Consider the following 25,620-nt stretch of genomic DNA (forward strand, 5'->3'; position numbering starts at 1 on the left):
TAATCCTTAGCTTTAACTTTCCGTTGGATCTATTGTAAACTGCTTGAAATCGCACAACCAAGCATAAAATTAAGTGATGTTTTCAATCGAAGCTTTGCATGAATACAAAAAAGTGCACAGCAAATTAGGACTTCGAAAGTTGAAACTTAATTTTCGCTTTTTGGAGTTTATCGCGTGCAGTTGCTGACAAGCTGTGCACTTCAAAGGATACTTTCTTTGTTAATTCGCCATCACCGAGAATTTTTATCCCATAAGTACGGCCGCTTAAAAGACCCTTACTTGCCAATGTTTCAGCATTTACAACCTCGCCATCTTGATAGGCTTGCTCGATTTGGCTTAAATTGACAACGTCTAACTCTTTTCTAAAGCGCGCATTGGAAAACCCACGAATCGGAAGTTTTGCAAAGAGGCGAAACTGACCACCTTCATAACCTAAGCGACGCTTATAGCCGGAACGCGCTCCCGCTCCTTTTTGACCACGGCCACAAGTTTTACCAACACCAGAACCGATTCCACGCCCTACGCGTCGAACTTGTTTTCGTCCACGCAAATCATTTTTTAATGTTCCAAGTGTAATCATGCTAAACCTCTAATTTGTTTCATCTTTTGACGACTGCGCAATAAAGATAAACCTTTGAAAGTTGCTTTTACAATGTTAAGTGGATTACTTGAACGCAAATTTTTAGCCATTACATCTGTATAACCAGCCATTTCCAATACAGCACGTACTTTAGAGCCTGCAATCACTCCAGAACCTTCCGGAGCAGGCTTTAGCATCACTGTAGCTCCATCCCAAGTAACTGTGACTTCGTGAGGAATGGTTGTCCCTTCCATTTCGTAGGAAGCAAGGTTCTTTCTTGCAGCTTCCCCACCTTTACGGATTGCATCGGTCAATTCGTTCGCTTTAGCAAAGCCATAACCGATCTTTCCTTTCCCATCTGCAACCAGAATAAGAGCGGAAAAACTAAATTTACGCCCACCCTTAACAACTTTTGAACAGCGATTAATATAGAGCACTTTCTCAGTCAGCTCGCTGCCCTTTTTTTCTTTTTTTTGGCCTTCTGCTTGTTTTATCATTTAAACATCCTAAAATTAATTGAAAATGATGCCAGCGCTATTAGCACTTCAATCCAGCAGCAACTGCTGCATCTTTAAGTTCTGCTAAAACCCCGTGGAATTTAGCTGGACCACGATCAAACTTAGCTGCTTTAATGTTCTGCTCAGATGCAATCTTTGCAATATGCTCCCCTAATTTGCGGGCAGCCTGCTTGCTTTTTTTGCCAAACTCGCTTTCGCGATATTCTTTGGAGAACGTTGCAATTGAGCCAAGAGTTACTCCAGCATCATCATCAATCAACTGTACTTGTAAATGCTTGTTGCTCTTAACAACACACAGACGTGGTTCCACACTGGTCCCATGAATTTTTTTACGAATTCGCATTGTTCGTTTTTTGCGAATCGCCTGAATCCTAATAAGTTCTGATCTCATAACAACCTTATTAAACAATTTGTACTTTATTGCTTAAACAATCCCATACGCAATAAATGAGCATTATTTTTTGGAAGCTGATTTTCCGTCTTTTCTGCGAACATACTCTCCTGAATAGCGAATACCTTTTCCTTGGTAGGGCTCAGGAGGTCTCATAGCGCGGATTGTTGCGGCAAACTGTCCAACTTTTTGTTTATCTACACCAGAAACAATAATCACAGTATTTTTTTCCGCTACTTCAACTTGAATGCCCTGAGGGATAGGCAATTTAGTTGGATGCGAAAAACCAAGCTGTAGGTCCAAAAGCTGTCCTTGCACGGATGCACGATATCCGACCCCAATCATTTCTAAGCGAGTTTGAAAACCTTTATGTGCTCCTGTCACCATGTTTTGAACAAGAGAGCGATAAAGGCCGTGCAAATTTCCTGCATCTTTTGCTTCTTCTGTCAATTGCACATGAACTTCATCCCCTTCAATGCTTATTGCAATTTCAGGAAAGATTTTCCCATGCAAAGAACCTTTAGGCCCTTTTACAGAAATTTCCCCATTATTGACTTTAACTTCAACACCGCTTGGGATTGAGATGGGAAGTTTTCCTTTACGCGACATTTCCTTTACTCCTTATAAAGCTGCTTGCTTACACGCGACAGGCAGCTGTTCACATCGATTGAAGTTACCAAACTCGACACAAAAGTTCGCCACCAATTTTTCTTTTTTTAGCCTCGCCTCCAGGAAGTAATCCTTGCGAAGTGGACAAAATGGACAAGCCTAAGCCGCCATAGAAAAACGGAATATCATCATGTCTTACATATCGACGTAGGCCTGGCTTAGAAACTCTTTCTAGACCTTTAATGACAGACTCACGTCTTTCTGTATACTTCAAATAAACTCTCATGATCCCACGGTGATTCTCATCTTTCTCAATCAGATAACTTTCGATAAACCCTTGGGTTTTAAGGATTTCCGCAATACCTTCTTTGAGTTTGCTCCAGCCAATCACAACATAACGGCGTTGTGCCTTACTCGCATTGCGAATCCTTGTGAGGAAATCGGCTACTGGGTCGCTAACTGCCATAATTCCTTCTCCTATTCTTAAGCTGCTACCGATACAGGTAAATTTTTAAACGGAAGTCCAAGTAAACGAAGCAATTCCACACACTCTTCATCCTTGGATGTACTTGTCACGAAGGTTATATGCATCCCTTGTGTCTTTTTTACATCATCGAGATTCAATTCCGGAAACACTTGTTGGTCATCCAATCCGAGCGTATAGTTTCCGAGGCCATCACACTTTGAAGGAAAACCACGGAAGTCTCGTATGCGAGGACATACAATATTACAGAAACGATCAAGAAAGTCAAACATTCGCTGTCCACGAAGGGTAACTTTAACTCCAATTGGCTGCTTTTCGCGCAACTTAAAGTTTGAGATCGCCTTTCTAGCTTTCGTGATAATTGGCTTTTGTCCTGAGATAAGTGTTAACTCGTTAACACAATCTTGAATCGCATTTTTATCCTTACTTGCTTCTGCAATTCCCATGTTGATCACAATTTTCTTCAAAACGGGGATCAGACATGGATTTGTATACCCAAATTTTTTTTGCAGCTCGGGCTTGACTGTTTCCAGATACCGCTTTTTTAACCTAGACATTTTTTAACTCTTCTTGCTGTTTGAATTTTTAAGTGAACGATAAGTGACATCTTGACCATCGAGCTTATAGTATAATTCTCGGTTTCCATTTTGGTCAACTCGAGTACGCAACTTCACCCCTTTATCTTCAGCAACACACAATTTCAAATTGGAAACATGGATGGATTGCTCAAACGGCAAGATTCCCCCCGCTGGATTTTGCTCAGATTTTTTTACATGCTTTTTGCGCACGTTGAGCCCCTGCACAACCACTCTGTCGCCACTGCATCTGAGGATTGTGCCAACTTTTCCACGATCGTTTCCTGCAATTGCCACAACACGATCACCTTTTTTGAACTTTTTACATACAGAAGTTTTATTCATAGTTTTTTCTCTCATTTCTAAATCACCTCAGGTGCCAGAGATACGATTTTCAAAAATTCTGCACGCAGCTCGCGAGCAACTGGTCCAAAAATGCGCGTCCCGATCGGGTTCTTCTTCTCGTCAATTAGAACGCAGCTATTTGTATCAAAACGTAAAACTGTTCCATCTTCACGTGTGATATCTGCAGTTGTTCTAACGATGACTGCTTTCACTACATCGCCTTTTTTTACGCTTGCACCTGGTTCCACTTCTTGAACTGAACAAACAATAATGTCACCAACACTTGCATAACGTCTTTTAGATCCACCGAGAACTTTAAAGCATTTTACACGCTTAGCTCCTGAGTTGTCAGCTACTTTAAGTTTGGTTTCTTGTTGAATCATAATTAAATTAACTCCGAACTTTACCGTATTTGCTACACTTTAAGCAGCACTATAATTTTAATGACGTTCAGGCTTTATTAGGTAATCCGCTTAAAGCCAGTGGATACGAACGATTAGGCAACCACTCTCCATCTTTTTAACTTTGAGAGGGGCCGTGTTTCTTCAATTGTTACTTGTTCACCCACTTGTAATGGTCTTAATTCATTGTGTGCATAGTATTTTTTGTTGCGCGTCACCACTTTCCCATAACGAGGATGTGGATAGGTACGGCTAACTTGCACTACAACGGTTTTTTCCATCTTATTAGATAGAACTGTCCCTTTTTTAACTTTTCGCTTTGATTGATTTTCTTGCATTACGTCCTCACACAGCATGCGACTGTTCTTGCAATGTTTTAGCATGAATCACAGTATGAAGCCGTGCGATATCCTTTTTAAGAGAAGGAATACGATGAGGCTTCTCAAGTTTTTTTGTATTTTTTTTTGCAACTACTAGAGCATACAGTTCTTTTTGTTTGTCACTTAAAGAAGCTTGAAGTTCATCTAGCGATTGATTAATTAGTTCACGAGCTTTAGACATTTTACTAACCTCACACTTGTTCTACACGCTCGACGAATCGAGTTTTAATTCCAAGCTTAGCCGCTGCGCGTCTAAGAGCGTTTTGCGCTAAAACTTTTGGTACGTTGCCCACTTCGAATAAAATACGCCCCGGTTTAACAACTGCTACCCAATGGTCTACAGCGCCTTTTCCTTTACCCATACGCACTTCGGCTGGTTTTTTTGTTACGGGTTTGTCTGGGAAAATACGTATCCACACTTTTCCACGTCGCTGAAAGTAGCGATTAATGGCTACACGGCAGGCTTCAATCTGTTGAGCGGTTACCCAGGCTCTTTCTAAAACTTGAATGCCGAATTCACCAAAGTGAACAAAGCATCCGCCTTTGCTGATTCCAGAAAAATGCCCTTTTTGAAGCTTTCGAAATTTTGTTCGTTTAGGCATCAATGCCATGACCCTAATCCTCCTTACTCAGTTGGCTGTCTAGTTGGTTGTGTGTCTTCGCCTCGGTAGATCCAAACCTTGACGCCAATGCTTCCATAGGTTGTCTCAGCACGGCCGTAAGCAAAATCAATATCTGCTCTTAAGGTATGGAGCGGAGTGCTGCCCTCTTTGTACCATTCAGTTCGTGCGATTTCAGCTCCACCCAAGCGACCAGAAACTTGCACTTTAATTCCGAGAGCGCCTGCATCGATAGCAGATTGCATGGCTTTTTTCATAGCGCGTCTGAATGCAATTCGTCGCTCAAGCTGTTTTGCAATTCCATCAGCTACAATTTTGGCATCTAAATCAGGGCGTTTGATCTCTTCTACTTCAATCCAAACTTCTTTTCCGGTAAGCTTAAATAATTCGGTTTTAAGAGTGTCAATTTCTGCCCCTTTTTTCCCGATTACAAGGCCTGGGCGTGCGGTGCAAATGGTGATTTCGATTTTATCACTCATGCGGCAAATGCGGATCTGAGAGGTTCCTACACAAGCCGGCTTTTTCATCAAATATTCGCGAATCCGATGATCCTCGATCACATGGCTACCAAATTCAAGCTTGTTTGCAAACCACTTCGAACGCCATTTACGATTGCGTATTAAGCGAAGTCCAATTGGATTGGCTTTTTGTCCCATAAGAATACTCCTTATTCTGCGCTAACAACAACGGTGAAATGGCTAGTTCGCTTCATGATTGGATGACGGCCACCACGGTTCTTAGGTTTCGCACGTTTAATTATTGGCCCTGCGTCGATTCGCACTTCTGCAACTTTCAGTTGTTCCCGTCGAAGATCATGTTGCGATTCTGCGTTCGCCACAGCACTATCGAGCGTTTTTTTCAAGAGCCTACCTGCCCTCAATCCACTGAATTGGAGTTGAACTAACGCATCAGGTACAGATTTTCCGCGGATAAGCCCTGCAGCAAGACGAGCTTTGCGTGGACTTATTCGAATATATTTACTTAGCGCTTTTGCATAATTCATTGAAACAACCCTTATTTCTTAATTGGATGCCCCTTAAATAGGCGTGTTGGTGAAAACTCTCCTAAGCGGTGTCCTACCATATTTTCAGATACAAACACTGAAATGAATTTACGCCCATTGTGAACTTCAAATGTATGTCCAATCATTTCTGGAACGATCATTGAGCTTCTTGACCAAGTTTTAATGGACTTCTTAGTTCCAGCTTTATTTTGATCATCGACTTTCTTCTTTAAATGGTGAGCCACAAAGGGGCCCTTTTTTAAGGATCTAGCCATATTTACTTTTTCCTTCGATCTTTAACAATGAACTTATTCGATTTTTTCAAGGATCGTGTTCGGAGCCCACGTGTGCATTGCGCCCAAGGAGTTTGAGGAATATTTCCTTTGTGCTTTCCTTCACCGCCACCGTGAGGGTGATCGACTGGGTTCATTGCGGTACCGCGAACTGTTGGTCGGATTCCCTGCCAACGTTTACGACCAGCTTTTCCCTCTACGCGAAGATTGTGCTCAGAATTGGAAACCGCTCCAAAAGTTGCTCGGCATTTTTCATTAAACATACGCACTTCACCAGAAGGCATTCTAACAGTTACATAGCCACCGCTACGCGCCATTAACTGTGCAGACAGTCCAGCTGACCGAACAAGTTTTCCACCTTTTCCCGGAATCATTTCAATATTATGAATAATGGAGCCCAGAGGCATAGCCATCATTCGCATGCAGTTTCCTGTGCGGAAAGGTGCTTGGTCACTTGTTTGAACCTTATCCCCTTTCTTCAATCCTTCGGGAGCAATCACGTAGCGTTTTTCCCCATCTGCATAATGCAAGAGCGCAATGTATGCGGAACGGTTTGGATCGTATTCAACTGAATTGACAACAGCTGGAATATTTTCTTTATCTCGCTTGAAATCAACTAAACGATATTGACGCTTGTGTCCTCCACCTTTATGACGGCAAGTGATATGGCCATTATTGTTTCTTCCATTTGTCCGTTTTTTTGGGGACAATAATGATTTCTCAGGCTTTACCGTTGCTTTTGAGTAATCGTTTGCACGTGTAAGCTTTTCATTTAATGGCAACACAAGCTGCCGTGTGCCTGGAGTGATTGGTCGATATTTTTTTAACATCTGCTCATGAATCCTTTTTTGTGAAGCTCTTCAGCTGGCTTCCGTCACGTCCCATGGAATTATACGTTATCTAAATTGTCGCCAGCTTCAAGCGTAACCACCGCTTTTTTAAAGCCTGGTTTATTTCCCATACGACCACGCACACGTCTTGCCTTTGGCTTAACATTAATCGTGTTCACTGCGACAACTTTGATATTTTTTTCGCTATAAATCTCTTCAACCGCTCGAGCGATTTCTTGCTTATTCGCCTTTCGATCTACAATGAATACATATTTAGGCGATTCACATGCCGCTAGCGAGCGGTTACTTGTAGCGTTTTTTAACCCTTGAAGCATGACTGACTTTTCTGTTACATGCGGACCTTTTACCACATGATAGGGATTTTTATTCGCCATGATTTTTTTTCCTTCATCCTGGTAGTTTCTTAAGTTAGCAAAGCCATTCTTTCAACTGTTCGAGCGCAGACGCCCCCACAATCATGTTTTTTGCTACAATTACATCATATCCACTAACATGAGACGTTAAAGCAAACTCAACCTTTTGCAGATTGCGAATGCTTTTAATAAAGTTGTCATGTTGTTCGCAACGCACACTAACTTTTTTGCTGTCATTCTCATCGCCAACTTGAACGAAGTTTCCTTCCCCGATAAACAATGTTCTTCCGTTAATTCCCTGTTTTTCAAGAAACTGAGCGACATGTTTTGTTTGGGGTTCTTCCATGTGGAAATCTTGCACAATGGTTAAGGCGTTATTGCGAATTTTCTCGCCGATCAAGAAACGAATAACCGCTTTTCGTTCTTTTTTGTTAATGCGTACATGCTGATCAAATTTTGGTTTTGGACCAAACACTCGACCACCACCCCGATATTGAGGAGCTACGAGCGAGCCTTGGCGAGCCCGTCCTCCACCCTTCTGTGGATGAGGTTTTTTTGTCGAATGCTTAACTTCTGAACGCCCTTTTGTATTAGCGGACCATTGCCTTGCATTTGCTCTAAGAGCAGTAATATAATCTTTTACGACTTGAGAATTAATTTGGGCTTCAGCAAAAGCGCTATCAACCTCTAATTCCCCAACTTCATTGCCTTTAATATCAAAAACTTTTAATAAAGCCACGATCTAATTCTCCAAGCTAATTATTTCGCACTGCGCTTTTTTCTTGCTTTTCTTAGAAAAAGCAAGCTGTCATAAGCCCCGGGAACTTGCCCTTGAACCAAGATCAGATTATTTTCTTCGTCGACTAGCACAATTTTTAAATTTTCAACAGTAACTCGGTCGACACCCATATGACTTGCTCTTTTACCACCGGGCAAACAACGACCTGGGGTAGAACGCATTCCGGTCGATCCAGCATGTCGATGAAATCCTGAACCGTGAGCAGCAGGGCCACCGCCAAAGTTATGCAGCTTCATCACCCCTTGGTAACCCTTACCTTTGCTAACTCCCGTCACATCGAGATATCCAGCCTCTTTGAAAAGGTCTACTTTGAGTTCTTGCCCAAGAGAAAATTCGGCAGAATCTTCCACCCGAAACTCTCCAGAAAATCTGCGGGGCTCAACACCTGCTTTCGCATAGTGTCCTTGCAAGGGCTTTGACGTACGTCTTTTTACCGTGCGCGGATCATTTGCTTCAATTTTTTCAAACCCCAACTGAACAGCATTATAACCGTCTTTTGCTTTCGTTTTAAGCTGTGTCACCACATTGGGTTCGACTTCAATGACTGTGCAAACGATGAGGTTACCAGCTTCATCAAAACGCTGTGTCATCCCCCGTTTTTTACCCATTAATTTTATCGCCATGTGCGAATTCCTTTCATCAAAATTGAAACCATTAAACTAAAATACTATCAATTGAACGTATTCAAGAGTTATTCTCCCTGTTCTAGTGAAAAGGTGCACACGCGATGTGTTCTTTTCAGAGTGGAAGAGAGGAATTTTGGCTTTTAACCAACCTTTTTAGTCGCTTAAAAAGAGTAGACTATCAAAGTTTAGGATTTATCACAATGAGTTTTTCTCTCTGAAAGGGAAAAAATTAATTCTTTTATACTTTCGCCCTCTTTTTTCTTTCTAGAAAAGGCTTTTTACGTCAACTTGAACACCTAATTTATTCCAGCATTAACCTAGGCTTTTCCAGTATGCTTCCTGCAAGGCACCCCTTTTTAAACCCTATTTTTAAGCTGAACTAGGGACTTTACAAGTGAAGCTGCAAACTGTTTGGGACGGCATCCCTAACAGGCTTTTTTTCGCGGAAAAAAGTTACCTTTCGGCTAAGTTAAAAAGCTGAAGAATGGGAGAAAAATTTAAAATTCAGACGGGCAAAGAGCTAAGTTTTACCAAGCTTTCTAAACCCCACCGGGAGTTTTCGATTTTTTCTTTGCGGAACGAGCTGATTTAGGAGACGCTCGGTTCAACTTGGAAACTTGAATTTTCTTTGCTAAAATGCGCTGCTCTTTTAACGAGGGAGGGATAATTTCCTCTGTTCGTGACGCGAGTGTGACACAAACCAAAACCGTCATCCAACCTATAAAAATAAACACCGAAAACCACTCGTGGATAAGAAATTTTGCAGAAATTGAGGAGGATTTTTTCGAAGAAGGAGATGAAATAGAAATCATAACAATCACTCATAGACCGGCGAGAATTTCCCGCCGGTTATACAAGCAAGAGATTGCTTAAGCCGCAGCCGCAGCGTGTGACATTTTCTTTTCAGGAATGAACTGCTCCCAAACAGAGTAGTTAACTAATCCCCCCACATTGATCGCGAAGCTAGCACCTAGTAAGATGAGTGTGAAAGGCAGACCCACCCAACCAGCAAACAAGAAGACGCTACTCATTACAATAAGTCCTATCTTCGCAACATTTAAAGCAAGAGCTACACCTGCTTTTATTGCAAACCTGTTGTAGTTATAGGCCTTTACTTTTGTTTTTTCTTTCTTTATTTTCACTAGATTTTCAAAAAGTTCTTTAGTCGTCTCTGCTGCTTTTATCGCCTCTTCACTAGCTGGTTCCTGCTCGCCTTCTCGAGTTACAGCAAATTCAGCTTGGGCCAATTTAAGCAAGTCGACACGCGCCTTCCAAATCTCGGATTTTTTCTTGCCTACAGCTAACAACCGATGCTCCTCTGCGCTTAGTTTAGGCTTTTTACCAAATGTCGTATCTGTCTCTTCTGCAGGTGCTTCTGCAGCCTCATCAGCAGCTTCTCTAGCCTCTTCTTTGCTCACTGCTAAATTTTTGTATTTTGTTATTTTCTTTTCATAATCATCCTGAAGGTCTTTGAGCGCCGTCTTCTTTGCGGAATCTGCTTCTTTTAACCAAGCTTTAACATCTTTCCACTTTTCCAATTTACTTTCATTTTTTTGACGTTTTGTAACTCCTGAATATACCTCATATCCTTTAACACCCGCAGAAAACGCAATCCCAGCAACGGCCATCGCATCTTTAACAAGGCCAAAAACGGGAACTGCATTCAGTCCTTTACATGTAAAATTGAGGACCTTAAGGCCTTTTCCTGAGATTCTAGCCACAAACTCAAAAACTTCCATACCGCTGGCTACAGTGAAAAGCGCACTGGAAGCGACTTTAGCAGCTGTCACCCAAGCGGCATCTTCGCCATAAGGCTTAGTTGCTTTTTGCGCCAATCGGGCTAATTCTCCACTGTTATCCAAAACTTCGGTTAAGTTTAAAAATTTCTTAACACTTTTGACTAAGGTAGCAACCTCAGTTAGCCTATTAAACTGTGCTTTTGCCAAAGTAGCAATCACTAACACTGTAAACTCTAATCCGGAGGCTGCCGTGCTTACAGCACTGCTCAAGCCCTGCTTTTGCTTGATAAGCTCGCTTGGAAACTTCACAACAAATGCAGTTCCTTTAAGTAACTTTAGCAAACCCTCTTTCACATTCAAGTGTTTTTTTGAATCATCGCTACCACTTGTGGGAAATTGAGTATGAGTTCTAGTAGAGGAAGACAAATATACATTAGACATATTTACACCTTATTTTTGATGTTTAAAACTTAAATTCCAGAAGCAGAATTTTCATCCAATTCAAATTGAGCAGCATCCTTAAAAAGCCCTATTTCGACTCGGTTTTAGGTTCTCAACCCGATCAATAAGCACGATTGATTTTGCTATACCTCTCACCGACTATCCTAGCTAAACACGCCAACGGTGTTTGCATTTCTAGCATCGTCCACATAAATGGTGATGTTTAACATGTTTACATATACGATGAGCTTTTTATCGTAAAGAAAAAAAGCTTATCTGTAAACAAATAAAACAATTTTTCAGCAGCCATTCATGGCTGAATGATATAAGTAAGTTTGATCGTTTCTATAAAAAAAATCAAATAGTCCTTTTAAGCAGCTTGTCATGCTTGCTACACAACCAATTGCGAAAGCCATTCCAGCAGACCCTCCTAGCAAGACCAAAGCCCCTGCAAAAAGATAAGAGAAGCAAATAAAAATTCCCATACCTGCTGAAACCCTCATTCTGAATGCAACCTGGCGTGCATCCCCCCTGCTTGATTTAGCAAGCTCGGAGGCCTCAAAAAAAAGGTCTACGTAATATTGAAGGGAGAGAAGATCTCCAAACATGAAAAATCCTCGCCCTGCAGCCGTGAGCAAAGTAACTGCGCCAGAAAGGCCTTGATAGCTAAGTCTACATATTCCACTTGCAATTCCGCACCCTCCAGCCCCTACAGCTGAAAGTCCACCTAAAAATGAAAAACACGTGGTTTGATGCTGAATAAATTTAAGGCGGGCATAAAACCTCTGTAAAGGTTGGGGAATGGAGCCCATCGTTTCTCTTTTTTTTTCCCTATATAATTTAATCCGTCCCCTTAATCCATCCCACAGGAATAATTTTGATCCATACCCCACGTACCAGCATCCTTGAAGAGTGGAAAAAAAGCGCCCTCCTAATTTAACAATTTTTTGGATTAGAATAACGGCTTCTTTAACGGCAGGTTCATGGGGTGCACAAAGGCAAGGAAAAGTCTTAAAAAGGAGTGCTGGGATAGACATTGAGGTCATAGCATACCTACTTTACTAAAGAAAACATTTGCCTTGGAATTCCTCTTATCAGCTCTTCAGCCTTCATCACATTTTTCCCCTCAAGTTGAAGAGTGACAATTTGAAGCGCCCCTTCACCACACCCTACAATCAATCCCTCTTTTCCATAACGGAGAATTTCGCCTGGCTGATACTCACTTGAAGAGACTACTTGACTTTTTAAAACTTTTAACCGTTTTTTTTGTTGTTTCACTTCGACATAACACCAAGCCCCTGGATCTGGCGTAACAGCACGCACAAGGTGATGAACATGTAAAGCGGGGCGGTTCCAATCGATATAACAATCTTCAAGCTCTATCTTAGGGGCAAAGGTAGCTTCTGCATGATTTTGAGGATGGCGCTGACTTGTCCCCTCCTCAATCTCGTGGATCACTTCAAGCAGAATATGGGAGCCGATTTGACATAACCTTTGTTCGACCTCGGGAAAAGATTGATTTTCATCGATTAGAATAGAGGCCTTTTTAATCACGTCGCCAGCGTCCATTTTTTTAACCATATGCATAATAGTCACGCCAATTTCCATTTCCCCATTCATAATCGCGCGTTGAATAGGCGCGGCTCCGCGGTATTTTGGAAGTAGGCTGGCATGCAAATTGATACACCCCATTCTGGGCATGTCTAAAAGGTGCTGTTTGATAATTTCCCCATAAGCGACCACTACAAACAAGCCAGCTTCAAAGGCCGCTAGGGTAGCTGCAAATTCGGGAGCAGAAACTAATTCTGGCTGGAAGCAAGGAAGAGGAGGCTCTTGCATTAAAGCCACTTGCTTCACCGGGGTTGGCACTAATTGCTTAGACCTGCCCTGGGCGCGATCTGGCTTAGTAATAACAGCCAGAACTTGGATATTGTGTTTTAAAAGATCGCTTAGAACGTCTGCAGCAAATTGCGGCGTTCCAAAGAAAACAACTTTCATAGCGGGCACCTTTACTGGGTAAAACTAGAGAATGGGCTAGAAAAGCGACAAATCAATGCAAATTTTGCGCTTGTGTCAATCGTATTTCGATAAACATCCAGCTTTACGGAGAGACGAGCTCAGACACTTGCTCTTCTTCTTCCAATTCATCCGAATTAGATATTCCTTGCAGGCCCATTAAACCTCTTTTGGAACAGCGGCAAAAGTCTATCCAGTGGCGAACTTCGGGCAAAGGCTCTAATTCTCGCTCCATGATCTCTAAGGCCTCATCCAACCGTAATTTGGAGCGGTACATTAATTTGAAAGCTTTACTTAACTCGCGACGCGTATTTAATGGAAATCCATGCCTTTTAAGCCCAACTAGGTTCAAACCCCCAAATTTAAAGGGAATGCCCGCCCCAATTGTGTAAGGAGGGATGTCGTGCGTGACGCGACTCATTCCACCTACCATGGCATAAGCTCCAATTCTTACAAATTGATGGATCGGGGTAAATCCTGCAATAATGGCATAATCCTCTAGAATAACATGCCCTGCTAACGTAGCATTATTACTCATAATCACTTTTTTACCTAAAACACAATTGTGGGCGATATGACAATAGGCCATAATCAAACATTCATCTCCCACTTCTACCGCCGAATTTTCTTGGCAAGACGAATTGATCGTCACAAACTCACGAATCTCGCAGTTTTTTCCAATCTTAACGAAAGTTTTTTCCCCCCGAAACTTAAGATCTTGGGTCTTCGTCCCGATGCTTGCATAGGGGTAAATTTTAGTTCCAGCGCCAATGGTGGTGTTCCCTTCTATATAGGCACCCGACATAATCACCACATCATCTTCTAGGGTGACCGTGCTTTTTATAACGGCAAACGGCTCTATTGTGACGTTTTTGCCAATAGTTGCCCCTGGCTCTATAATGGCTGCTGGGTGAATTTTAGATTGACTCATGCTTAATGGAATCTCAGTCTTTAGTTTTAGTGACGTTACTTTTATAATTTTTAAATTTGGCTTTTAGGAACTAAAGCAAAACCAATTTCAGCTTCGACGGCAACCTTATGGTTGACAAAGGCTGTTGCTTTAATTTTCCCTCCCTTTTTACTAAACAGTTGTCCTTCTCCTTTTAAGATAAGAACGTCTCCGGGACGCACAGGATGACGAAATTTAGCTTGGTTGACATTCATGAGAACAGCGATTTTTTCTATTTCACTTTCCCCTTTTAAATAAACTAAAATCCCCCCCGCTTGTGCAAGAGCTTCAAGGATTAACACTCCAGGCATGATCGGCGCTCCAGGAAAATGACCTTGAAAAAATGATTCGTTAAAGGTAATGTTTTTTTGGCCTAAAATATACCCCTTTTCTAAATCCATCTCAATAATTCTGTCAACCAACAAAAAAGGATAACGATGAGGTAAAATTTTAAGGATATTTTTAATATCAAAGATTACAGGCATCTCGCTAGAGTCAGGAGTCATGAGGGTTTCTCCGTTGTAATAGAGTGTAAGAGTTTTTTCGCGAAGGCAAAATTGGAGGCATGTCCCGAGCGGATAGCAATAACATGCGCCAAAAAATCGAAGCCGACAAGAGAAAAATCCCCAATCATATCTAATATCTTATGTCGAACCATTTCGTTGGGGAAGAATAAGCCACCTTTGCTTAAAACTGCACCATCTTTGATAGTGACCCCATTGTTTAAACTTGCTCCTTGAATTAACCCTTTGTCCATGAGCATCGCAACCTCTTGGTAAAGAGAAAATGTACGACAAGGGGCAATTTCATTTTTAAAGCTTTCTGACGTGACTCTCAACGAGTGAAATTGAGCTTGTAAAACAGTGGAAGTCGGATAACTTAAGGTATAGCTGATGCGGTATTCATCTGCAGGAAGAGCCACTAAATGGATTTCTCCTTCAGACCAATAAACGGGTTCTTTTATTTTAATCACGGGAACAATCCCTTCCTGCTCTTCAATCCCCGCTTCTTCAATCATTTCTACAAATACGTCTGAACTTCCATTTCCTACGGGAGGTTCAATACTCGTGATTTCGATGCATAAGTTAGAAATTTCATAAGCGCGAATTGCTGCTAAAACATGCTCCACCGTATGAATACGCACTGGACCGATCCCTAAAGTGGTACTTCGATTCGTATCACATACATATTCGACAGTGGCAGGGATAAGAGGCTGGCTTGGAAGATCCACTCGTTTAAAAACAATGCCAGTTCCTTCTTTAGCAGGACAAAATTGAAGCGAAACTTCTTTTCCTGTATGAATGCCGATCCCTGAAAAAGAGACGCTTTTTTTAAGAGTGCGCTGCTGTCGACATATTTTTTCTAGATCCGCATTAAAAGCATTCACACGAATCGAACCTGTTCCTTCATATTAACCTATTTCATAATGGAGGTTAGGATAATTAAATGCTTTTGTTTTAATCAAGAGAAAACCGTAAAGATTGCCGTTTAGCAACATAACAAATTATCGCAGACTTTCAAGAAAGATGGCGATGTTTATATTCATAAATACCTAAACATAATAAAACGAAAAAACAAAAGCCAATAATGAGTTTGTCTCCCAACAAGGTATATAAGGTGCGATAGTGATAAGTGGGAACGTGCACAAGAATTGAATCAGAAAATTCTTCTATTTCTGCTAAGGTATTCCCCAATTTGCCCGTTAGCCGACCTAAGCTATCAAGCGACCCGGTGACGCCCGTATTGCACGCTCTGATTAAAGGAACCCCATTCTCGACGGTTCTTAACCGAGCATGATCGAAATGTTGTTGAGGTAAGCGAGAAGAGGGGAACCAAGCATCGCTTGTTAAATTGACTAAAAGGTTTGCCCCAAGTTGCCTATTTTCGCGTGTGAGATACCCAAACGTCTCTTCATAGCATATACAAACCCCAAAAGAAAGTTTATTCGCTGTTAAAATTTTGGCTTCTAGCCCTTCTTTGAAAGAGCCATTCACTCCATACCGAGCGGCCAACTCCCTGCAAAAAGCGAAAGGAATGTATTCTCCCATAGGAACTAGAATGCGCTTTGCATACCGCTCAGCCCGCCGAGGTTTTTCACTTGAAAGAAGCTGGCGCATCGGTTGAAAAAAAAGAGCTGCGCTATAATATTCTCTTCCATTTTGCGTCTCTTCTACGTCTTCTAAGCCAACGACCATATTGCTATTAAAATAATTGCTTAATGCTTGCGTCCAAAATGCATTATTTACAAACCATTTTGGGCCTTGATCGGTCAATAATTGAGTCGCAAAAGGTAATCCTAAAGGAGGAAGAAACCTTATACTCTCTTTTCCTAGAATTTCTTCAAACGATTTTGCCACTTTTTCATAGGGATAAACAAAGCTATAGGTGCCAAAGGGGACCAGAAATTCAGGTAAGGCAATTAAATCGACAGAATTTCCTGAATGTTTCTTGGTAATTTTTAGAATGTGCGTCCATTTTTGCATCACACAAGCGACAAAATCATCTGGATTTTTCCAATCGAAAGTCAACTCAACAGGGAAAGCAGGCTGAACTAAAATAGCAGAAAAATAAGGGCTTTTATTCTCCCTTAGGGCAAGCCGGTGCTCTTCTTCCATCCAATATTCATGCAAAAGAATGTGTGCATACCCATAAGCATAGGGAAGTAAAGCTGCTACCATCCAAAGGGCATAAGAAAGGGGAGCTTTGAGCAGCCAAGCCCTAAGACCGAGCAAATTTACAAGCAAAACCCAAAAAGAAAGCCCAAAAACGCCCCAAAGAGAGGCCAGCTGAAGAGAAAAGATGTTTCCAGTTAAGATAAGCCCGGAGGGATTCCAGGAAAAACCCGATAAAATAAATAACCTAGACCACTCTAAAACAACCCAAGCAGAAGGAATGGCAATAATCCCAATAAGAGAGCGCAAACGACAGGGAGTCATTAGGATCCCCACCCACCCAAATTGCACGCCTAATATCAAAGACATGCCCACATAAACAATATAAATATAGGCATAGGGATGGGAAATAAACCAAGAAAGCTGTACAAGTTGCACCGCAAAATACCAGGCGCCCGCCACTAAAAAACGGGATAAAGGGCGAGAATAGGAAATCACCACCCGCCCTATCAAGGCGTATCCCATCAAAGCTGCCAAGGCTCCAAGAGACGAGCTCCATGCAGGCTGCCCAAAAGCCACAATAAAAAAAGCTACAACAGCTAAAACAAATCGGTACCCATTATTTAAGTCTGTCAACATTCAGTTGTTCCATGCTATTTTTTTAAGCGTCCAGCTTGAAAGCAGAAATGGATGCACGGCATCCCCTAATACCCCTATCTTCCTAAGCCACAAGAGAAAACATACCATATGTTTTCAAATATCCCAAGATTTTTCAAAAGCTTTTCCCTTTGTAAGGGATAAGGTATTAGGCTTGCCATAACTCTCCTCTGGGGAAAATAAGGCCTCCCTCACAAAACTGCGAGGCCCGGGTTCTCTATCCAATCTCTATCCAATCTCTATCCAATCGCTAAACAAATTCCTGCTAACACTTCTAAAAGTTCTACCAGGTGGGGGAACCGCGGACCCAAATTTACCGAACCTCAAAATACTTTAAATGGCAGCTAAATAGGCCTTACCCTTTTTTAGATGTATGCTCCTTCAGCTTTTTTTTCCTATCTTTTTAATTCAGCTCCCTATTTTGGTCCTTGGATGAGCGAATGATTGCAATTGATTGGAAAATGGAGTATAATTTTTACTTTTTAAATCTCAACTTTTTAAATTATGTCCCCTACAAATTTTTTCCGTCTAAGACACTTATTTGCTCTGCTAGATTTTTATAGCGAACAAACACTCCCTTTAGATCTAGCCATCAGCCATTATTTTAAACTTCACAAAAGCCTGGGATCAAAAGACCGCGCTTTTATCGCAGAATCTATTTACGGGATGATCCGGTGGAAATCTTTAATTGATTTTTTTGAAGGAGAAAACTCCTCTTGGGAAAAGAGATGGAAAACTTACCAAACTCTTCATATTCCCGAGTTGATTAATAAAGATTTTATCCCAGAACATATCCGGTTTGGTTTCCCTCTGCCCCTCTATAATCGGATTTTAAAAAGCCACGGCTTGGAAAAAGGAAAAGAAATTTGCTTAGCCAGCAATGCGCCTGCCCCTACAACTGTGCGGGTGAACCTCCTAAAAACAGATCGAGAGGCCCTTCTCAAAAAGTGGGAGGAAAATTATCAAGTCTCCACTTGTTCCCATTCTCCAGCGGGCATTATTTTTCATAAAAAGATTAATTTTTTTGACCTCCCCGAATTCAAGCAAGGGTTATTTGAAGTGCAAGATGAGGGCAGCCAATTAATTGCCGCCCTGGTGCAAGTCGAACCGGGCCAACAAGTTTTGGATTATTGCTCAGGTTCTGGAGGAAAGACGCTTGCATTTGCTCCTAAAATGCAAAAAACAGGACAAATATTTTTGCATGACATTCGCAAGAAAATTTTGGTAGAGGCCAAAAAGAGGTTGCGCCGGGCTGGAGTCCAAAATGCCCAAATTGTCAATCCGGATGATGAGCAAAAACTCAAAAAGCTTAAAAAGCAAATGGATTGGGTCTTAGCTGATGTGCCCTGCAGCGGCGTAGGAACATTGCGACGAAACCCTGATATGAAATGGAAGTTTTCAGAAGAGATGTTAGATCGCCTTGTAGGCCAACAACGCATAATTTTTGAAAAAGCCTTAAGTTTTGTCAAGCCTGACGGGCATATTGTGTATGCTACTTGCAGCTTATTAAATGAAGAAAACCAAGAGCAGATCGACCACTTTATAAAAACTTATGATTTGGAGATTGTGGGGAACATTTTCCAATCGGTTCCCCAACAGGGAGAAATGGATGGTTTCTTTGCTGCCGTGCTACGCAAAAAGCAAAAATAGCAGGATAGCTCTCGCTTTTTGCTGCATTCAGACTGGCGTGACCACAATGTTTCACTGGTCACGCTGAGATATTTTATTGGCGTTGCAGCTGGATTTTTATCTGTCCATCAACCTTGCATGTTAAGAGAATCGAATCGCCCTCCTTTATCATGCCGTTGTTTTCTGCGACAATGCGTGCCAATTTTAGCTCACTTTCTAAAGCATTCAAAGCAGCTCTAACTTCCGTTTTTGGGTTAAATTTTTCTAATACAGGAGTCCATACAGAAAACCCTATTTTAAGGTTGATAGGATGCAGGCCGCTCTTTGACCTCATCCATTATTTGGTTCCTGTGTGCTTATAAACGGATATTTTAGGATATGGCATGCCATATTCGGATTCTCACGTTATTAAAAAAAAACAAGTAGAAATAAATTAAAAACCTTTTGCCAGACTTTAAATTTGAGATTATTTTAATAAATAAAAAACATTTAACTTCAATTTTAATAAACATCTTCTCTTAAACAAGAGAAAAGCTTAGATAATGATAAACATACTGTAACTCCACCCATTTTTTTACTTTATACCTTCCTGCTTAACCTCTCCCCAAAAGGATCTTTGCATTTTGACGTAAGGAAGAAATCAATTAAAATATATGACTCCCCCTTCTCTCCTCCGGTAGTCACTCTTTCTCCTGGAACTTAAATCAGGAAAGATCCTTGAGAGATAGGCCTGTATCTGTTATTCTCTATCGCATGATGATCTTAAAGGAATTTACCCATGCCAACTCTAACAGCAGATAAAAATCAGCCTGAACTCTCCAAAGCTTATGATGCCAAGCTCGTCGAATCGAAATGGACAACATTTTGGGAAACACACCATTTCTTTAAAGCTAATCCGCTTTCTCCAAAGCCTGGTTATTGTATTGTCATTCCCCCTCCCAACGTGACAGGTGTGCTGCATATGGGGCATGCTTTGGTAAACACGCTGCAAGATATTTTGATTCGCTGGAAACGGATGCAAGGCTTTGAAGTTTTATGGGTACCCGGCACAGATCACGCAGGAATTGCCACTCAAACAGTTGTAGAACGCCATCTCATGAAAACGGAAGGTAAAAGACGGATCGATTACCCTCGGGAAGAATTTTTAAAAAGAGTTCAAAAATGGAAAGATGACAGCGAAAAAGTCATTCTGCGCCAATTGAAATCTTTAGGCTGCTCTTGTGATTGGTCCCGTTTAAGGTTTACCATGGACGCAGGCAATAATGCGGCCGTTAGAAAGATGTTCAAAAAACTCTACGATGCCAACCTGATTTATCAAGGAGACTATCTAGTCAACTGGGATCCTGTTACTCAAACCGCTTTAGCTGATGACGAAGTGGAATATGAAGAGAAACATTCATTTTTATGGCACTTCAAATACCCCTTAAAAGATCAGCCTGGCCACGTTCATATTGCCACAACCCGTCCTGAAACAATGCTTGGCGATACAGCTGTAGCTGTTTCTCCCAAAGATTTGCGCTATCAACATTTGATCGGGCAAAAAGTGATCCTCCCTTTAATGAATCGGGAAATTCCCATTATTGCCGATCATCATGTCGATCCTGCGTTTGGAACAGGCATGGTTAAAATTACGCCTGCTCATGATCCGAATGACTATCAGATGGGAATCACTCACCATCTCCCTTTTATCAACATTATGACACCTGATGGAAAAATCAATGAAAACGGGGGAAAATTTGCAGGCTTAAGCATGGCAGAGGCGCGCGAGGCAGTCGTGCAAGAACTGAAAGCGCTGGGACTAGTAGAAAAAATTGAACCGCACGTCAACCGCGTAGGCGTTTCTTACCGCTCAAAGGCTGTGATCGAACCCTATATTTCCAAACAATGGTTTGTAAGGATGGGGGAGTTTGGAAAAAAATTGCGCCATATTATTGAAAATAAACAAGTAAGCTTAACTCCAAAAAATTGGGAAAATACTTATTTTCATTGGATCGATCATTTGCGCGATTGGTGCATTAGCCGCCAACTTTGGTGGGGGCATCGTATTCCCATTTGGTATAATAAAAATAACCCTGAGCAAAGAATTTGCTACGATGGGGAAGGGCTTCCTCCTGAAGTTGAAGCGCATCCTGACGATTGGTATCAAGATGAAGATGTTTTAGACACCTGGTTTTCTTCATCTTTATGGCCTTTTGCCACGTTAGGTTGGCCTGAAGATAAGCCTGAACTAAAAAAGTTCTATCCTAATTCGGTCTTGATCACTGGGCATGATATCCTCTTTTTCTGGGTAGCTCGGATGATTTTCATGGGGGATTACGCTATGGAGCGCCCTCCTTTCCCTGAAACATTCCTACATGGCTTAATTTACGGCAAATCCTACTGGAAAGATGCTCCAGGAGGGGGAATTGCTTATTTAAGTGAAAAAGAACGGATCGAATACGATCTTGGCAAACCCCTTCCGGCTGATGTCCATTTTAAATGGGAAAAAATGTCTAAATCTAAAGGAAACATCATCGATCCCTTAGAAATCATTGAGCAATACGGAACAGATGCTATGCGCATGGCTCTTTGCATGAGTGCTACCCAAGCGCGAGAAATCGATCTAGATCGGCGCCGTTTTGAAGATTTAAAGAATTTTGCAAACAAAATCTGGAATGGAGCGCGCTTTGTGTTGATGCATTTAAAAGGCAATGAAAACAATCCGGCCCTTACAGCTCAGGAATTTAGCCAAGGAATCGAGGCTACCTTGCTGGCCCTTGAAGATCGCTGGATCCTCTCTCTTTTGAACCGAACGATCAAAAGCGTAGAGCAGGGATTAACGGCCTATCAATTTGATCAAGCAGCTCAAGAAGCTTACGATTTCTTTTGGAGAGATTTTTGCTCCTACTACTTAGAGATTGCCAAACCTGTGCTGATGGGTAAAACAGGCGCACCTAAAGAGCGTTCTAACAAGCAAAAATTATTAGCCATTATCTTATGTCAAGCAATCCGCCTTATGCACCCCATGGCCCCCTTTATTACCGAAGAGCTTTTCCATGCCCTTAAAGATCAATTAAAGGGAATTCAAGAAATCCCCCAAGCAGATCCTGATACCCGGGATACAGCCAAAGCCCTGCTATGTATGGCTTGTACAGTGGCACCTTACCCTGTTCCACGTGAAAATCACATCGATGCGGAGATTGAAAAAGCGTTTGGATTTGTGGAAAAAGTGATCTATACTATTCGAAATATCCGGGGTGAAATGAAGCTTCCTCCCGGGGCAGCGACAGATGTGCACATTATTGGCGCGGCCCATCAAGAAGCGATTCAAATTATTAAGCACAATCTCAAAATGATCTCTTCTTTAGTGAAGACTAAGAGCATCCAATTGCATGAGAGCGATCCTTCCTTAGGGTTTGCCTCATTTGGAATTATGGAATCGATCAAAATTGCGATCCCTCTACCTGCAGATTTGTTAAAGAATGAGAAAGAACGTCTATTGAAAGAACAAGAAAAATTAATTTCCTCCCTGGAGAAATTACGAGCGGTTTTAGCTAATCCTGAATTCATTAGCAAGGCTCCCTCTCAATTAATCGAAAAGCAAAAACAGGCTTTTTCCCAAAATGAAAAAGAGCTAGAAGAGATTAAACTAAAATTAAAAAGTTTAAGTTAAAGTATGAAGCCTGTAAAGAATGGAAAACGTCTGCGGGCTTTAGAAAGATCTTTTAAGCTTTTGAAGGGGCCAGCTTTTGAGCTCTCTCTGCCTCAAGCTCTTTTAGAAATTCCCTTGTTTCTGCAATCACCGCCCCAGAGAGCCCACACAAACCAACCAAGTTAGGGAATGCCATCAACCCATTAAAAATATCGGAGATGAGCCACACAGTTTCCAGTTCCAAAATTGCCCCTGGAATGATCATCAGACTGAAAATCACCCGATAAAGAGGTACAATTTTACGTCCCCACATATATTCTACACATTTTTCACCATAATAAGCCCATCCAAGCAGCGTCGTAAAGGCAAAAAGAACTAACCCAAGAGAGACTACATATCCTCCCCAATCAAATACAGATTGGAAAGCGGTCAACGTCATTGTCGCTCCCGTTAACATTTTACCATCTGGACCCACTTCGCCTAAAAGGTTTGTGACGCTCAGAATTAATCCTGTGATGGTGCACATGACAACTGTTGCTAAAAAACTCCCTGTCATGGAAACCATCGCCTGCCTTCCTGGAACATCACTTTTTGCGGCAGCAGCAGCGATCGAGGCGGTTCCCAAACCAGCTTCACTTGTCATTAGACCTCTACTAATGCCAACCTGCATTGAAAGCAGCAAGGTAGAACCTGCAAATCCCCCCACGGCAGCTTGCCCTGTAAAAGCATGGGAAAAAATTCCCCAGGCCGCAGTAGGAATCTGTTTATAACACTTTAATAAAACAAGCAGCCCTCCCCCGATATAAATGATTCCCATAAAAGGCACGAGTATAGAAGCCGCTTTGCCAATGCTTTTAATTCCTCCTAACAAAGTCAATCCCATGAGAATGGCCATGGCACTACCTGTCCAAAGGGGGTCTAGCTGAAAAAAGCTAAACATCACATCAGCCACAGAGTTTGCTTGAAGCATATTTCCTCCACCAAAAGCGGCAATGGCCCCGCTAGCAGCAAAAATAAGAGAGAGCCATTTCCAACCAAGCCCTTTCTCGATAAAATACATGGGCCCCCCACACATCTCCCCTTTTGCATCGATTGTGCGATATTTCAAGGCGAGCAAGGCTTCGGCAAATTTGGTAATCATTCCTATCAGAGCGGTGACCCACATCCAAAATAAGGCCCCTAAACCTCCAATAGTAATAGCCGCGGCAACACCTGCAATATTTCCAATCCCCACCGTAGCAGCTAAAGCAGTCATAAGAGACTGAAAATGGCTGATATCTCCTTTTCCTTCTTTAGCTTTATCGAGGCCTAGGCCAAGCCTAAGTGCATATCCCAAATAGCTAAACTGTAATCCCTTTAAAACGATCGTTAAATACACTCCTATTCCCATTAACAAAATGAGGAGCGGAAATCCCCATACAATTCCGTAAACGGCATGTAAAAACTTTAAAAAATCCATATTCAGCCCTATTAGTCAATCATGTGGTTGTTTCTGTGGAAAGTTTACATTCATTTGCGATCTCTTTAAGGAAAGAACGAGTCTCACCAGAAACCACCCCTGAAAGGGCAATAAGAGCAATCAAATTGGGAAAGGCCATCAGGGCATTGGCGATATCCGCCAAATTCCAAGCCACACTCATTTTCAGAGCAGCTCCAGGAATGATGACAATAATATACAGCAATCGATAGAGGGGGATCAGCTGTTCCCCAAAAATATATTCAAAACATTTTTCTCCATAGTAAGCCCAAGCTAAAAGAGTTGTAAAAGCAAACAAAACCAAACCCGCAGTAACAAGATACCCGCCACCCGGCAAAGAAGTATTGAAAGCCGCAATGGCCATTGAAGCGCCACTGATTAATTGCCCCTCCGCGGTTGTTTGGCCTAATACCCCTGTAATCGCCAAGACTAAGCCTGTCATTGTGCACACAAGGATGGTAGAGAAAAAGGTGCCTGTCATATTAATCATAGCTTGTCTTCCCGGTTGATCTGTTTGGGCTGCTGCTGCTGCAATAGAAGAAATCCCAAGACCTGCTTCATTAGTAAAAACACTGCGCGCAGCGCCTGTCTGTACAGCCATCATGAGAGAAGAACCAGCAAAACCGCCAAGTGCGGCCTGCCCATCAAAAGCGCTTTGCAAAATCAAGTAGAGTGCGTCAGGAATTGCAGGGGCATTGACAGCTAAAACCATCACACCCGCTCCCAAATAAAGAATGGCCATAAAAGGAACTAAAATCCCTGCCACTTTTCCTATCGCTTTAACTCCTCCTACTAATACTAACCCTGCAACCACAGCTAGCCCAATTCCTGTGCTCCACGGATTAAAGTGCAAAGTATTCTGTAGGGCATCCGCAATAGAATTCACTTGCACAAGATTGCCTGTCCCAATAGCTGCAATTACCCCAAAAATAGAGAAAAGAATCGCCATCCATTTCCACCCTAAGCCTCTCTCAATGTATTCCATCGGACCGCCTACCATTTCTCCCCGCTTATCGTGCACACGATATTTGACCGCCAAAAAAGATTCGGCATATTTGGTTGCCATGCCGAAAATAGCAGCTATACACATCCAAAATAAAGAGCCTAAGCCTCCCACAGAAATCCCTGTGGCCACGCCCGCTATCGTTCCCGTTCCAATTGCCCCTGCCAAGGTTGTCATTAAAGCTTCGAAATGGCTAATGTCCCCTCTAGAATTTTGCTTTTGCTCTGCAAAAACCGCTTTTAAAGCAAAACGAAAATAGCGAAATTGAACGCCACGTAAAAGAATAGTCAGGTAAATCCCTGTGCCGAATAGAAGTAGCAGAAGAGGAGGACCCCAAAGCATGTGTTTAATCTCTGTTAACAAACCCTCAATGTATTCCATGATTTCCTTAATTTTCAGTGTTGATGGCTTTTAAGCCCTACCTTCCTATGACATGTGGATAGGCAAAATTGCAAAGTATATAAAAAAAGCCTATTTAAAAAGCTGTTTTGGAAAAAGAATCTAAAGGGAAAAATTATATCACATGTAGAGAGAAAGTTTCATTAAAAATACACGCTTTTTTTAACTTCTAACTCATAGGGAATAAACCCTCGATTATTGAAAACTATTTCAGAAATAACTGGGGAAAGAATCGTAAA

Annotated in this window: 31 protein-coding genes; 3 read left to right on the forward strand and 28 right to left on the reverse strand. The window is 41.8% G+C overall.

Features of this window, described 5'->3' with window-relative positions; genetic code table 11:
* Window positions 1-124 precede the first annotated feature (124 nt).
* The 18 genes from rplO to rplC form a co-directional block, all read right to left on the reverse strand.
* The gene (gene rplO / locus PARA125_RS00310; RefSeq protein WP_213156748.1) at window positions 125-580 is read right to left on the reverse strand and encodes a 50S ribosomal protein L15; all 456 of its coding nucleotides are present in this window, start codon (window positions 578-580) and stop codon (window positions 125-127) included.
* Complete coding sequence (rpsE, locus tag PARA125_RS00315) at window positions 577-1,077, reverse strand: 30S ribosomal protein S5 (protein WP_213156749.1); 501 nt, start codon at window positions 1,075-1,077, stop codon at window positions 577-579. The genes rplO and rpsE overlap by 4 nt, the downstream gene beginning before the upstream one ends.
* Window positions 1,078-1,117: 40 nt before the next feature.
* A complete protein-coding gene (gene rplR, locus PARA125_RS00320) occupies window positions 1,118-1,489 on the reverse strand; it encodes a 50S ribosomal protein L18 (RefSeq protein ID WP_213156750.1) in 372 nt (123 codons plus the stop codon).
* A 63-nt stretch (window positions 1,490-1,552) separates the two neighbouring features.
* Complete coding sequence (rplF, locus tag PARA125_RS00325; RefSeq protein WP_213156751.1) at window positions 1,553-2,098, reverse strand: 50S ribosomal protein L6; 546 nt, start codon at window positions 2,096-2,098, stop codon at window positions 1,553-1,555.
* 64 nt (window positions 2,099-2,162) lie between these two features.
* A complete protein-coding gene (rpsH, locus tag PARA125_RS00330) occupies window positions 2,163-2,564 on the reverse strand; it encodes a 30S ribosomal protein S8 (protein WP_213156752.1) in 402 nt (133 codons plus the stop codon).
* A 17-nt stretch (window positions 2,565-2,581) separates the two neighbouring features.
* The gene (gene rplE, locus PARA125_RS00335) at window positions 2,582-3,139 is read right to left on the reverse strand and encodes a 50S ribosomal protein L5 (RefSeq protein WP_213156753.1); all 558 of its coding nucleotides are present in this window, start codon (window positions 3,137-3,139) and stop codon (window positions 2,582-2,584) included.
* A gap of 3 nt (window positions 3,140-3,142) precedes the next feature.
* Window positions 3,143-3,517: a 50S ribosomal protein L24 gene (gene rplX / locus PARA125_RS00340; RefSeq protein WP_213156754.1), complete on the reverse strand. Its 375-nt coding sequence runs from the start codon at window positions 3,515-3,517 to the stop codon at window positions 3,143-3,145.
* A gap of 2 nt (window positions 3,518-3,519) precedes the next feature.
* A complete protein-coding gene (gene rplN / locus PARA125_RS00345; protein WP_213156755.1) occupies window positions 3,520-3,885 on the reverse strand; it encodes a 50S ribosomal protein L14 in 366 nt (121 codons plus the stop codon).
* Window positions 3,886-3,998: 113 nt separating this feature from the next.
* Window positions 3,999-4,241 carry a 30S ribosomal protein S17 gene (gene rpsQ / locus PARA125_RS00350; protein ID WP_213157484.1) on the reverse strand — a complete coding sequence of 81 codons (243 nt, stop codon included), beginning with the start codon at window positions 4,239-4,241 and terminating at the stop codon, window positions 3,999-4,001.
* Window positions 4,242-4,248: 7 nt separating this feature from the next.
* Window positions 4,249-4,464, reverse strand: a complete 216-nt coding sequence (gene rpmC / locus PARA125_RS00355; protein ID WP_213156756.1) for a 50S ribosomal protein L29 — start codon at window positions 4,462-4,464, stop codon at window positions 4,249-4,251.
* A 10-nt stretch (window positions 4,465-4,474) separates the two neighbouring features.
* Window positions 4,475-4,894: a 50S ribosomal protein L16 gene (rplP, locus tag PARA125_RS00360; protein ID WP_006342216.1), complete on the reverse strand. Its 420-nt coding sequence runs from the start codon at window positions 4,892-4,894 to the stop codon at window positions 4,475-4,477.
* A 14-nt stretch (window positions 4,895-4,908) separates the two neighbouring features.
* Window positions 4,909-5,559, reverse strand: coding sequence for a 30S ribosomal protein S3 (gene rpsC / locus PARA125_RS00365; protein WP_213156757.1), 651 nt, complete (start codon window positions 5,557-5,559; stop codon window positions 4,909-4,911).
* Between the two features lie 11 nt (window positions 5,560-5,570).
* Window positions 5,571-5,906: a 50S ribosomal protein L22 gene (gene rplV, locus PARA125_RS00370; protein ID WP_213156758.1), complete on the reverse strand. Its 336-nt coding sequence runs from the start codon at window positions 5,904-5,906 to the stop codon at window positions 5,571-5,573.
* Window positions 5,907-5,917: 11 nt separating this feature from the next.
* Window positions 5,918-6,181, reverse strand: a complete 264-nt coding sequence (rpsS, locus tag PARA125_RS00375) for a 30S ribosomal protein S19 (protein ID WP_213156759.1) — start codon at window positions 6,179-6,181, stop codon at window positions 5,918-5,920.
* Between the two features lie 2 nt (window positions 6,182-6,183).
* On the reverse strand, window positions 6,184-7,029 hold the full coding sequence (gene rplB, locus PARA125_RS00380) for a 50S ribosomal protein L2 (RefSeq protein WP_213156760.1): 846 nt from the start codon (window positions 7,027-7,029) through the stop codon (window positions 6,184-6,186).
* 59 nt (window positions 7,030-7,088) lie between these two features.
* Complete coding sequence (gene rplW / locus PARA125_RS00385) at window positions 7,089-7,424, reverse strand: 50S ribosomal protein L23 (RefSeq protein ID WP_213156761.1); 336 nt, start codon at window positions 7,422-7,424, stop codon at window positions 7,089-7,091.
* 34 nt (window positions 7,425-7,458) lie between these two features.
* Entirely contained in the window at window positions 7,459-8,142 is a 684-nt protein-coding gene (gene rplD / locus PARA125_RS00390) for a 50S ribosomal protein L4 (protein ID WP_213156762.1), read from the reverse strand.
* A gap of 20 nt (window positions 8,143-8,162) precedes the next feature.
* Complete coding sequence (gene rplC / locus PARA125_RS00395; protein ID WP_213156763.1) at window positions 8,163-8,825, reverse strand: 50S ribosomal protein L3; 663 nt, start codon at window positions 8,823-8,825, stop codon at window positions 8,163-8,165.
* A 693-nt stretch (window positions 8,826-9,518) separates the two neighbouring features.
* Between rplC and PARA125_RS00400 the strand changes: the two genes are divergently transcribed.
* On the forward strand, window positions 9,519-9,701 hold the full coding sequence (locus PARA125_RS00400) for a hypothetical protein (protein ID WP_213156764.1): 183 nt from the start codon (window positions 9,519-9,521) through the stop codon (window positions 9,699-9,701).
* Here PARA125_RS00400 and PARA125_RS00405 read toward each other — a convergent pair.
* The 7 genes from PARA125_RS00405 to lnt form a co-directional block, all read right to left on the reverse strand.
* Window positions 9,698-10,909: a hypothetical protein gene (locus PARA125_RS00405; RefSeq protein WP_213156765.1), complete on the reverse strand. Its 1,212-nt coding sequence runs from the start codon at window positions 10,907-10,909 to the stop codon at window positions 9,698-9,700. The two genes, PARA125_RS00400 and PARA125_RS00405, sit on opposite strands and share 4 nt — an antisense overlap.
* 398 nt (window positions 10,910-11,307) lie before the next feature.
* Window positions 11,308-12,054, reverse strand: coding sequence for a type III secretionT3S chaperone (locus PARA125_RS00410; protein ID WP_213156766.1), 747 nt, complete (start codon window positions 12,052-12,054; stop codon window positions 11,308-11,310).
* Between the two features lie 7 nt (window positions 12,055-12,061).
* Window positions 12,062-13,006, reverse strand: a complete 945-nt coding sequence (gene fmt, locus PARA125_RS00415; protein ID WP_213156767.1) for a methionyl-tRNA formyltransferase — start codon at window positions 13,004-13,006, stop codon at window positions 12,062-12,064.
* Window positions 13,007-13,109: 103 nt separating this feature from the next.
* The gene (gene lpxA / locus PARA125_RS00420) at window positions 13,110-13,955 is read right to left on the reverse strand and encodes an acyl-ACP--UDP-N-acetylglucosamine O-acyltransferase (protein ID WP_213156768.1); all 846 of its coding nucleotides are present in this window, start codon (window positions 13,953-13,955) and stop codon (window positions 13,110-13,112) included.
* A gap of 50 nt (window positions 13,956-14,005) precedes the next feature.
* The gene (gene fabZ, locus PARA125_RS00425; protein WP_213156769.1) at window positions 14,006-14,479 is read right to left on the reverse strand and encodes a 3-hydroxyacyl-ACP dehydratase FabZ; all 474 of its coding nucleotides are present in this window, start codon (window positions 14,477-14,479) and stop codon (window positions 14,006-14,008) included.
* Window positions 14,476-15,360: a UDP-3-O-acyl-N-acetylglucosamine deacetylase gene (lpxC, locus tag PARA125_RS00430; protein ID WP_213156770.1), complete on the reverse strand. Its 885-nt coding sequence runs from the start codon at window positions 15,358-15,360 to the stop codon at window positions 14,476-14,478. Before lpxC ends, fabZ begins: the two co-directional genes overlap by 4 nt.
* Before the next feature lie 130 nt (window positions 15,361-15,490).
* Window positions 15,491-17,224 (reverse strand): apolipoprotein N-acyltransferase, encoded by a 1,734-nt coding sequence (lnt, locus tag PARA125_RS00435; RefSeq protein ID WP_213156771.1) that lies wholly within the window; start codon window positions 17,222-17,224, stop codon window positions 15,491-15,493.
* Window positions 17,225-17,746: 522 nt separating this feature from the next.
* Here lnt and PARA125_RS00440 point away from each other — a divergent pair.
* Complete coding sequence (locus tag PARA125_RS00440; protein ID WP_213156772.1) at window positions 17,747-18,892, forward strand: RsmB/NOP family class I SAM-dependent RNA methyltransferase; 1,146 nt, start codon at window positions 17,747-17,749, stop codon at window positions 18,890-18,892.
* A 73-nt stretch (window positions 18,893-18,965) separates the two neighbouring features.
* On the opposite strand, the gene PARA125_RS00445 is transcribed toward PARA125_RS00440, so the two are convergent.
* The gene (locus tag PARA125_RS00445; protein WP_213156773.1) at window positions 18,966-19,205 is read right to left on the reverse strand and encodes an immunoglobulin domain-containing protein; all 240 of its coding nucleotides are present in this window, start codon (window positions 19,203-19,205) and stop codon (window positions 18,966-18,968) included.
* A 444-nt stretch (window positions 19,206-19,649) separates the two neighbouring features.
* On the opposite strand from PARA125_RS00445, the gene PARA125_RS00450 reads away from it, so the two are divergent.
* Entirely contained in the window at window positions 19,650-22,523 is a 2,874-nt protein-coding gene (locus PARA125_RS00450) for a valine--tRNA ligase (protein ID WP_213156774.1), read from the forward strand.
* Between the two features lie 52 nt (window positions 22,524-22,575).
* Here the strand turns inward: PARA125_RS00450 and PARA125_RS00455 are convergent, their stop codons facing one another.
* On the reverse strand, window positions 22,576-23,961 hold the full coding sequence (locus PARA125_RS00455; protein ID WP_213156775.1) for an alanine/glycine:cation symporter family protein: 1,386 nt from the start codon (window positions 23,959-23,961) through the stop codon (window positions 22,576-22,578).
* A 19-nt stretch (window positions 23,962-23,980) separates the two neighbouring features.
* On the reverse strand, window positions 23,981-25,363 hold the full coding sequence (locus tag PARA125_RS00460; RefSeq protein WP_213156776.1) for an alanine/glycine:cation symporter family protein: 1,383 nt from the start codon (window positions 25,361-25,363) through the stop codon (window positions 23,981-23,983).
* Window positions 25,364-25,620 lie beyond the last annotated feature (257 nt).

This window comes from Parachlamydia sp. AcF125, assembly GCF_018342475.1.
In the GTDB taxonomy this organism is placed as follows: Bacteria; Chlamydiota; Chlamydiia; order Chlamydiales; family Parachlamydiaceae; genus Parachlamydia.